At 40.7% G+C, this 9,952-nt stretch carries 9 protein-coding genes; 7 read left to right on the top strand and 2 right to left on the bottom strand.

Annotated features, from left to right (window positions below):
• Nucleotides 1–30 precede the first annotated feature (30 nt).
• The 3 genes from O3617_RS02980 (at nt 31) to O3617_RS02970 (ending at nt 2,985) form a co-directional block, all read left to right on the top strand.
• The gene (locus O3617_RS02980) at nt 31–642 is read left to right on the top strand and encodes a hypothetical protein (protein ID WP_005376652.1); all 612 of its coding nucleotides are present in this window, start codon (nt 31–33) and stop codon (nt 640–642) included.
• Between the two features lie 204 nt (nt 643–846).
• Nucleotides 847–2,040, top strand: coding sequence for an MFS transporter (locus O3617_RS02975; protein ID WP_285417802.1), 1,194 nt, complete (start codon nt 847–849; stop codon nt 2,038–2,040).
• Nucleotides 2,041–2,097: 57 nt separating this feature from the next.
• A complete protein-coding gene (locus O3617_RS02970; RefSeq protein ID WP_005384390.1) occupies nt 2,098–2,985 on the top strand; it encodes a LysR family transcriptional regulator in 888 nt (295 codons plus the stop codon).
• Between the two features lie 86 nt (nt 2,986–3,071).
• Here O3617_RS02970 and O3617_RS02965 read toward each other — a convergent pair whose 3' ends face one another.
• The gene (locus tag O3617_RS02965) at nt 3,072–3,683 is read right to left on the bottom strand and encodes a LysE/ArgO family amino acid transporter (protein WP_005384391.1); all 612 of its coding nucleotides are present in this window, start codon (nt 3,681–3,683) and stop codon (nt 3,072–3,074) included.
• Between the two features lie 134 nt (nt 3,684–3,817).
• Nucleotides 3,818–4,861, bottom strand: coding sequence for a YeiH family protein (locus O3617_RS02960; protein ID WP_038149031.1), 1,044 nt, complete (start codon nt 4,859–4,861; stop codon nt 3,818–3,820).
• Nucleotides 4,862–5,135: 274 nt separating this feature from the next.
• Between O3617_RS02960 and O3617_RS02955 the strand changes: the two genes are divergently transcribed.
• From O3617_RS02955 to O3617_RS02940, 4 genes are all read left to right on the top strand, one after another.
• Nucleotides 5,136–5,681, top strand: a complete 546-nt coding sequence (locus tag O3617_RS02955; RefSeq protein WP_005376646.1) for a carbonic anhydrase — start codon at nt 5,136–5,138, stop codon at nt 5,679–5,681.
• Between the two features lie 432 nt (nt 5,682–6,113).
• Nucleotides 6,114–6,866: a dethiobiotin synthase gene (gene bioD / locus O3617_RS02950; RefSeq protein WP_371448594.1), complete on the top strand. Its 753-nt coding sequence runs from the start codon at nt 6,114–6,116 to the stop codon at nt 6,864–6,866.
• Nucleotides 6,867–6,941: 75 nt separating this feature from the next.
• A complete protein-coding gene (gene bioA, locus O3617_RS02945; protein ID WP_371448676.1) occupies nt 6,942–8,330 on the top strand; it encodes an adenosylmethionine--8-amino-7-oxononanoate transaminase in 1,389 nt (462 codons plus the stop codon).
• Between the two features lie 121 nt (nt 8,331–8,451).
• Nucleotides 8,452–9,792, top strand: a complete 1,341-nt coding sequence (locus tag O3617_RS02940) for an anaerobic C4-dicarboxylate transporter (RefSeq protein ID WP_287500888.1) — start codon at nt 8,452–8,454, stop codon at nt 9,790–9,792.
• Nucleotides 9,793–9,952: the final 160 nt, after the last annotated feature.

Below are 9,952 nucleotides of genomic sequence, written 5' to 3'. Positions count from 1 at the left end.
TTATATAGTTAAACGTGAGGAGTCTCGATAATGGCAGAAGTAGTGAAGAAACAATTTAAGAGTAAGTATCATATTCTTATTTGGATCGCTGTGTTAGCACTTATTTTAATGGGAATGGTAGAATATGGGTATGTAACTAGCGGCAGATCATTTGGTAACTGGAAGGTTCATTTAGGTTTAATTCCCTATGCTGCATGGCTCGTATTAACCTACATTGCAACGAAGCCAAAATGGTTTATCAAACGATATAATCCTAAAGAAATGTTTGAAGTGCATCGTATAGTAGGTATTGTCAGCGTTGTCTTAGTCTGTGCTCACTGGTATGTATACTTCTTAAAGGCCCTAAAATCTTTCTTAGGTTTTTGGGGCGGTTATATCTCCCTTGGAGCCATGTTTATTGCTCTTATTTTTGGTGTACTATACTTAACACCTTGGATTGGAAATATGGCAAAATCCGTATCTCGTAAGAAAGCGATTTGGATTCATCGTTTAAATCTTATTGCCATCATTGCAGCAAACATTCATGTTCATGGTTTTGGTCGTTTGTCCAAAATGGTACCATTCTTACCTGTATTTGATGTATTAACATATGCATTGGTTATTTATTACATCTATTGGATGATCAAACAAAAGCAATACTAAGAATGTAGTATATATTTTTTATAAATAGAAGCTCTCGTCTATTACTAAGAGATGAGAGCTTTTTTCGTACCTATCTTTACTTATTAGTGCATAAGAGATGGTCTTTTTTTCTTGTTTACGATACAATATATAGGTAAGTTATCTTAATATATTTAGGTAAATATATTCTAAATAATGTATTTTAATTAATTGCTTGAAGGTTGTATGGATATTTCATGGAAGCGCATCATCTATTTGATTTGCGCTATACAAGTCGGTGCTGGCATTACTATTATCGGCGTATTATCATTTATACCTTTATATTTGGTAGATCTAGGGCTGACCAATCAAGGTGAGGCTGCTATGTGGGCCGGTCTTGTATCTGGTGTAACACCTTGTATGGTAGCCTTGAGTGCTCCCTTTTGGTCCAGGAAAGCCAATGAACTAGGACCTCGGCGGGTGATGATGTTCATCCTTGCCACTTTGATGCTAGCTGTAGGGGCTGCCGGTTTTGCACAAACGCCGAGTCAGCTGTTAGTGTTGCGTACCTTACAAGGCTTAGTGGGTGGTTTTGTACCCATTGGACTTGGTATCATTGTATTAATCACACCAGAGGAACGCGTACCATGGGCGATGGGATTGTACCAAGCGTCGATGGTGATGGGGCTTGTTTTTGGCCCTCTTATGGGTGGTCTTGCTGCCGATTTATTAGGCTATCGGGCTCCGTTCTTTATGTTTTCTATCTTATCAGGCTTGTGCTTGTTAGGTGTGTACCTACTCATGCCTAATCTACAGCATACGCATAAGGTAGATAGTAATGAGTCCCAATGGTCATTAATTAAATCATTTCTTGCTATCCCACGTGTACGATTGCTCGTGGTTATGCAATTTTTATGTAATTTTGGTATTACCGGTATAGGCCCTATATTGCCACTTTACATTAAACACTATATGCAAGTAAATGATGATTTTGTGGCTACCATTGTAGGTGTTATTATCTTTGGGGCCGGTCTGTTTAGTGCACTAGCATCGATTTCAATCGGGCGCATTACTAAATGGATGTCTATGCCGAATATATTATTGACGGCCACCTGTGGTGTAGGCGGATTTTTTATCCTCCAATATCTTATGCCAAATGTGTGGGGCTTAGGTATATTTAGAACCATTGCAGGATTCTTTATGGGTTTTATTACGCCTATAGCGAATACCTTGATTTCAAAGGCTGTTCCCAAAGAGCGGCGAAGTATTGTCTTTGGTGCTGTATCTAGTGTAGCCATGATGGGCAATGTGTTGGGCCCTATGATTAGTGGTATGATCGCTAATTGGTTTGGTTATGGCATGGTATTTTGGAGTACTGCTAGTATCTTTTTTATAGCCGCTATATTTGTGTGGCGTAGCCTGTTGCATGAGAGTATCTAGATGTCTGGATAGTGACAGGTTTATTGTTTGAGATTATGTGTATTGAGAGAGTTCATCATGTTATTAAAACAATTGGAGTATTTTATTTCTGTTGTAGAGCATAATAGCTTTACACAGGCAGCCTATGAGCACTATGTGTCTCAGTCGGCTATTTCACAACAAATTAAATCCTTGGAGGCTAGTCTTGGCGTTCCATTGATGATACGTGAAAAGCGTAGCTTTCATCTAACACCGGCTGGTGAATATTTATATCGGAATGGTAAACAGCTGATGACGCGCGTCAAAAATTTACAAGATGAGACGGTGCGTGTCGGTAAAAATGAGCGTAAGTATTTGCGTATTGGCTATTTAAATCGCTATAGTGGCATTGCATTGCAACAGGCATTAATGCGCACTACAAAACGGTATCGTGACCTCGATGTGCGTATGTATAGTGGCAGCCATTCTGAATTGAATCAAATGCTCGATGATAATTTGGTGGATATTATTTTTAATGATTATTGGCAAATTAAGTCGGATAATGATTATGTAACATATCTTATTAGTAAGGCCACCGTTATAGCAGAGGTGCCCAAGGGGTATACTCCGGAGGGGTCTGTAGAGCTGAAAGAATTATTAGATTTGCCGTTAATTCTTGTATGTCATGATGACCAACGGTTAGATGAAGAGGAAAACTATCGAAAATCGATGGGATTTATGGGATCGTTCCTACAAGTTAAAAATCTTGAAGAAGCCCGTTTTCTCGTTGGTGCTGGACAAGGTATATTATTGGTAGACCGATTCAAGTATTTAGTGGATACCATTCCAGGTATTGAGCGAAAATGTATATTAAATAATGGTAAACCTATAGAAAAGGATTACTATTTCTATGTGAGTTCACAAAATCCTAATACCTATGCAGAGGCATTTAAAGATATTTTTCTACAGGTCCTCGATGAATTTTAAATAACAACATATATGAATAAAACAGGTATCGCCTAAAACCTCACAGCTTTATGGTGTAGTGATTTCAGGTGATACCTGTTTTGTGTTTATATGGACAGCATCATTAGAATGCCATCATAGACGAGCTTTATGCCATATATGATTAATACGGTACCGCATACGCGATTGATCCATACGAGATGGGATATCTTAATTTTCTTAGCTAGTACATACATGGTTCCAGCAAGGAATCCAAACCAAATCGGTGTCATCGCGAGGAATCCAAAGAAGAAGTGATATATGTTTTCAGCAGGAATATTAGCGCGAAAGGCGCCGAGCATCATGGATGCATCGATGACTGCTTGCGGATTGCCCCATGTAACGAGAAGTGCCATTAACAGGATATTTTTGATGGGGATGTTCGTATCAACCTTTTTAAGTGAAGGTGTAGTTTTAAATGTTTTGTATCCTAGGTAGGCTACGAGCAAGCCGCCTGCAATGAGAATGATCAGGTTGAAGACTGGCCATGCCTCGAGGAGCGCCCCAATGCCGTAAAAGGCCGCCGTACTCAAGGTCATATCGAATAGCCCGATAATAGTGATGGTTAACAGGATGCGTGGCAATGGTTGGACGAGGGCCGTATTGATGATAAATAGATTTTGCATCCCAATCGGTGCAAACGTGGCGAGACCTACTAATAAACCTTGCAGGAAATACATAGATAATCCTCCTTTCTTGATGGATAATACGTTTAGGTAAATTTGGTACGTATAATAAAAGAATAGACCCCTGTGTAGTGTTATAAAGTACTACATAGAAATCTATTCTGTATTAAACGAAGCTTTATTCTATTTTACCATAAACCGATAACATGTTGCATCCCTAGGCTGACGAGGGTGATGCAAATCCAGCATGCAGCGCCTAATGCAAGGGCACTACCACCAGATTTGATAAGCTTAACAAGATTTGTATTAAGCCCAATAGCAACCATGGCCATGGTGATAAAGTATTTAGAAATAGTTTTGAATATGTCTAAGAAGTGAATATCTACATTTGCATAGGACAATACAGTTGTAATAAGAGAACAAATGACAAAGTAAAGAACGAACTTAGGGAAGATAGCTGCAATATTAACAGATTCAGCGTTATCGCTTGCCTTAGCCGCTTGTTTGGCTTTGTACACTTGATAACTAGCAAGACCTAAACAGATAGGGATGATTGCCAATGTACGTGTCAATTTAACGATGGTTGCATATTCAAGAACTTGCGTGCCTGTGCCCTTCATGCTATCCCAAACAGCAGCAGTAGCTGTTACGGATGATGTATCGTTAACGGCTGTGCCCGCAAAGAGGCCAAAGCCCATGTTAGACAACCCAATAGCATCGCCAAGAGGTGGGAATATGAATGCAGCGACTACGTTGAAGAAGAATACAACGGAAATAGCTTGTGCAATATCTTGATCGCTAGCTTTCACAACAGGCGCCGCCGCAGCAATGGCACTACCACCACAGATGGAAGAACCGACACCAATCAAAACGGCTGTGTTAGAATCGATATGCGTGGCTTTGAATATGATGTAAGAAATGATAAGCGATGTGGCAATGGTTGAGATGATAATTGGTAAGGAAACCCAACCTACATGCAATACTTGGGTGATGTTAAGACCAAAGCCGAGAAGGATAACGGCCCATTGTAGGATTTTTTTAGACGTAAATCCAATGCCGGAGCCCGTTTTTTCTCGTTTCCAAGATGTGAATAAAGAACCAATAATAATACCGAGGATAATAGCGAAGATTGGACTGCCGATAAAATGAAAATATTGTCCTAATAGCCAACATGGAATGGCTAGAATTGCACAGAGCAATATGCCTGGCAGTGTTTTTGCATTGATACCCATCATAAAACCTCCTAACTGTACCTACTTGGTACATACATCGCTGTGGTATCGCGCAGGATGTATAAATAAACTACTACTTAATAGTAACATAATCGGGGGAATTAATCGAGGGGGATTCCTCATTAAGTATCTTGTATACATAGCTTATAGTATTGTATCTTATGGTGAAAGTTTTATATAATCTTATACGGGATAATTATACTTAATGAAATATGATTCCTAGTAAAATACGTAGAGAACATCAACATGTCTCATAGAATATGCGAGGTGCATTATGATTGATATTAATGGTATTATTGAAAAAAACAAAGAATATGTAGCTAAACATCCTGAGCTTGCTCAAAAGGGTTTAACTAGTCATCCTACAAAGAAATTAGCCATTGTAACATGTATGGATACGCGTTTAGTGGGGATGCTCGAAGAATCTTTAGGATTTGATCGCGGCGAGGTTATCACCATTAAGACGGCCGGCAACAGCGTAACGCAACCGATTGATAACATCGTTCAAAGCTTGCTTGTATCTACATACGGCATGGGCATCGAAGATGTAATCGTCATCGGTCACGAAAACTGTGGTATGATTGACTTTTCCGCAGAACAATTTATGGAATCTATGAAAGCCAAAGGCATTAATGAAGATGCCATTCGCATGATTGAACCAGGTCTTATCGATTGGATGGACCGTTTCCACATTTCTGAAGAAAATGTACGCTATACAGTTAAATTCTTGCGTCACCATCCATTATTCCCAAGAGGCATGGGATTCTACGGGGGGATGATGGATCCTGATACAGGGGAATTCCGCTATATTGAGGTTTAATCATCTACTCGATGGGGCCCTATTACAATTCTACATTTAGGCTATCAAGAGCCACGCATACTCTCTCGCTCCACCGGCCGGGTCTGACTACGGCCTGCGGCCTTCGCAGGGCCAAAGTCGCGCGAGAGTATGCGTGGCTCTTGCTATAACTATAGATGTAATTAGGTCCCATCGAGTTTTCTCATAACCACAATGTAGCGGAATTCCTCTGCATTTAATGAGAGAGAACACCGGCCGGGTCTGTTCCTACGGAACAGGGCCAAAGTCGCTGCGAGGGTATGGGTGGCTCTTGTTATAGCGAAAATTGTCAACCTGTATAGATTGTATATAGTTGACTGTTTTATTTGTAAGTTTTATACTGTAATTAAATTGTCAACTAATTATATATGCATAGTTGTTAATGCTGATTCGATATGGTAAAGAGGTGCTCGTATGAGACAGTTAGGTGTTTCTATTATTGGTACAGATACGGATGTAGGTAAGACGTTTGTCACAGGTTTGCTTGGGGCGTTAGCAGTGGACGATGGTTTTGATGTGGGCATGATTAAGCCTGTGTCGTCTAGTGCAGTTCCATTTTCTCAATGCGGAACAATGGATGAAGATGAAATATGCATGGGTCTTGAAAGTAAGGATGCTACCTATTTGATGCAGTCTGTAGGTATTCCTGAGTCGCGTCGTCGCGAGGTGAATCCTATTGCATTGGCAGGGGATTATTCACCGCGTTTGGCGGCAGAGTTGGCCGGTGTGGACATCGATTATCCAGAGATTGTAAATCATGTGAAAAGGGTTGTAAATCAACATGATATTACATTTGTAGAAGGGGCTGGTGGAATTACAACGCCTCTTACTAAGGATATTACGTTTACAAATCTTATGACAGATATTGCATATCCTGCCATATTGGTTACTGATGGGCGTCTAGGTTCTATCAATCGCGTTGTGTTAACGTATGAGTATGCAAAACAGCATCATATTGATGTAAAAGGAATCATTGTAAATGATACGACTGTGGTGGATCCATTCTTATTAAAGACGAATATTGAGGATATGGAACGGTATACCGATATTCCGGTGCTCGGTGTACTTCCTCCATATCAAGGACCTAATCAAGCGCATATCAAACTTGGTTGGGGGCGTTCGTTCTTAGATTCGGCTAAGATTTGGCAAACTGTATGGGGCATTTAGTGAAAGCTCCATATACAAGGAATCTGGAATTAAGTAGATAGTATAGATATAAAATCTTAAGTATGAGGTGTTATGATGGCAGAGAAACAACTTTCACAAATTGCACAATGGGACCACGAATTTGTATGGCATCCATTTACACAAATGCAAGACTGGTTAGCACAAGAACCTGTAGTTATCGAACGCGGTGAAGGCGTGTATTTGATCGATGACAAGGGTAAAAAGTATTATGATGGTGTATCATCTCTGTGGGTTAATATTCATGGCCATAATCACCCTGTGCTTAATCAAGCGTTGAAGGACCAAGTTGATAAGATTGCGCATAGCACATTGCTCGGATTGGTGAGCCCTCCATCAGCACAGTTGTGTAAAGAATTAGTTGAACTTGCACCAGAAGGTTTGGAAAAGGTGTTCTTATCCGATGATGGCAGTACGGCGATTGAAGTCGCTATTAAGATGGCGTACCAATACCGTCAATTAGTAGGTCAAACAAAGAAAACGAAATTTATCGCACTCAATGCGGGCTATCATGGTGATACATTAGGTACTGTATCCGTAGGTGGGATTCAGTTGTTCCATCAAGTGTTTCATAATTTGTTGTTCAAACCGTTAACTTTACCAAGCCCTGGTGTATATCGTGATGTAGCAGATCGAGATAAAGCGTTTGAAGAGTCCTTAGCAGAATTGGAACGCATCCTCAATGAAGAAGGGGACGAAATTACAGCTCTCGTTATGGAACCATTAGTGCAAGCCGCAGCTGGTATGCTCGTTATGCCTCACGGCTATTTAAAACGCGTTCGTGAGTTAACTGCCAAACATGATGTATTCCTCATCGTTGATGAAGTGGCAACAGGCTTTGGCCGTACAGGTAAATTCTTTGCTTGTGAACATGAAGGCGTATCGCCTGATTTCATGACCTTATCCAAAGGGATTACGGGCGGTTATTTGCCATTGGCCGCTACATTGACTACCAAACGCGTATTCGATGCATTCCTTGGTACATTTGAAGAAAAGAAAACATTCTATCATGGCCATTCCTACACCGGTAATGCCTTGGCATGTGCTGTTGCATTGGCTTCGTTGAAAGTATTCCGCGATGAAAAGGTCATCGAAGGATTGCCTGTGAAAATCGAAGCTTTCACAAAGGCACTCAAACCTATTGAACAGTTAAAACATGTTAAAGAAGTGCGTCAACGTGGCCTTATCGTAGGCATTGAGCTTGAAAAGGACGTTGCTACTCATGAAGCGTATCGTCCAAATGATGCGGTAGGTGCAAAGGTTGCCGTTCTCGCTCGTGAACAAGGCCTTATTTGCCGCCCAATAGGCGATGTGGTTATCCTCATGCCACCATTGGCGTCCACGGTAGAACAATTGGAAGATATGGTTCGCATCGTAGGTGAAAGTATTAAACGTGCCACAGAAGAAGAGGGCGTATTAGAAGATTTGAAGCCAATCATTTTATAAATGAATGTATTTTCCTTGCATAATCTAAAATATATTCTATACATTCTCAAAATACGATGATTATTCTGCATATCTATGATACTATATATGTATAGTATATATATTCAAAGGAGGTCATCGTATGGACATTTATGTAATTATGCAAGTCATTATCTTGTTCGGTGCCATCTTCTTGGGCGTACGCCTCGGTGGCATGGGCATCGGCTATGCTGGAGGCCTTGGCGTCGTATTGCTGAGCCTCGGTATGGGGATGTTCCCAGGGCAAATTCCTTGGGATGTTATCTTAATCATTATGTCAGCCATTGCAGCGATTTGTGCATTGCAGTTGGCTGGTGGTTTAGATTATTTAGTACGTATTGCGGAAAATATTTTGCGTAAAAATCCTAAACACATTAACTATTTAGCTCCTACAGTTACGTATTTCTTGACGATTTTGGCTGGTACAGGTCATACGGCATTCTCTATGATTCCTGTAATTGTAGAGGTTGCAAAGAGCGAGAACATCAAGCCTTCCGTACCACTATCGATTGCCGTTGTAGCGAGCCAAATTGGTATTACCGCAAGTCCTGTATCCGCAGCGGTTGTTGCTATGAGTGGATTCCTTGAACCATTCGGTGTTAGCTATCCAACATTACTTGGCATCTGTATTTCTACCACATTTATTGCGGTTATGATTACAGCGTTTATCATGTCGACCTTTTCGAACAATGATTTGTCCTCTGATCCTGTTTACCAAGAACGTTTGGCAGCAGGTCATGTGGCACCACCTCGCGAAAAGAATGTGGATTTCCATTTAAAACCAGGTGCAAAAAAATCTGTTTTAATCTTCTTAATCGGTATTATTTGTATCGTATTCTATGCAACAGCGATTTCTAAGAATATTGGTATCATTAAACCGGTTATCTTTGGCCGAAACGATGCCATCGTTGGCTTTATGATGATTATTGCGGCGGCCATTACATTCTTCTGTAAACTAGATACAGCAGAACTTGTCAACACAAGTACATTCAAATCTGGTTTATCCGCCTGTGTCTGTGTTCTTGGTGTAGCGTGGTTAGGCGATACCTTTGTAAAAGGTCATATCCCTGAAATCAAAGCTATGGCATCTAGCATGGTAACAGCGTATCCATTCTTGTTGGCAGTCGCCTTCTTCTTTGCTAGTACGCTTTTGTATAGCCAAGCAGCGACGACACAAGCACTTGTGCCGGCCGTAATCCTCGCCTTAGGTATTACACCGGAAAATACGGGTTCTGTATATATCATTATTGCATCCTTTGCGGCCGTATCTGCACTCTTTGTATTGCCTACATACCCAACACTTTTGGGGGCTGTACAAATGGATGATACAGGATCGACCCGAATCGGTCATCTCGTATTTAACCATCCATTCTTCATCCCAGGCGTACTTGCCATTGCTATTTCCGTAGCACTTGGCTTCGTTATTGCACCATTGATGTTGTAATTGGTGAAAGTTTATAAAATCCTATACTATGCATAATGCACAGGGCCTAGTCACATACGACTAGGCCCTGTTAACTGTTGTGCGATGGATACATTATTGGAAAAATGCTATACTATAGATAAGAGAGGGATATATAGTATGGTAGAGAAAGATGATATAG

The sequence above is a fragment of the Veillonella sp. 27098_8_77 genome (assembly GCF_041431535.1).
Lineage (GTDB): Bacteria > Bacillota > Negativicutes > Veillonellales > Veillonellaceae > Veillonella.
This window is presented reverse-complemented; position numbering and strand designations above follow the sequence as displayed.

What these genes read in the sequence shown, in the direction of transcription:
- O3617_RS02980 (WP_005376652.1), top strand. Translation starts at nt 31, where the DNA reads ATGGCAGAAGTAGTGAAGAAACAATTTAAGAGTAAGTATCATATTCTT.
- O3617_RS02975 (WP_285417802.1), top strand. Translation starts at nt 847, where the DNA reads ATGGATATTTCATGGAAGCGCATCATCTATTTGATTTGCGCTATACAA.
- O3617_RS02970 (WP_005384390.1), top strand. Translation starts at nt 2,098, where the DNA reads ATGTTATTAAAACAATTGGAGTATTTTATTTCTGTTGTAGAGCATAAT.
- O3617_RS02965 (WP_005384391.1), bottom strand. Translation starts at nt 3,683, where the DNA reads ATGTATTTCCTGCAAGGTTTATTAGTAGGTCTCGCCACGTTTGCACCG.
- O3617_RS02960 (WP_038149031.1), bottom strand. Translation starts at nt 4,861, where the DNA reads ATGGGTATCAATGCAAAAACACTGCCAGGCATATTGCTCTGTGCAATT.
- O3617_RS02955 (WP_005376646.1), top strand. Translation starts at nt 5,136, where the DNA reads ATGATTGATATTAATGGTATTATTGAAAAAAACAAAGAATATGTAGCT.
- bioD (WP_371448594.1), top strand. Translation starts at nt 6,114, where the DNA reads ATGAGACAGTTAGGTGTTTCTATTATTGGTACAGATACGGATGTAGGT.
- bioA (WP_371448676.1), top strand. Translation starts at nt 6,942, where the DNA reads ATGGCAGAGAAACAACTTTCACAAATTGCACAATGGGACCACGAATTT.
- O3617_RS02940 (WP_287500888.1), top strand. Translation starts at nt 8,452, where the DNA reads ATGGACATTTATGTAATTATGCAAGTCATTATCTTGTTCGGTGCCATC.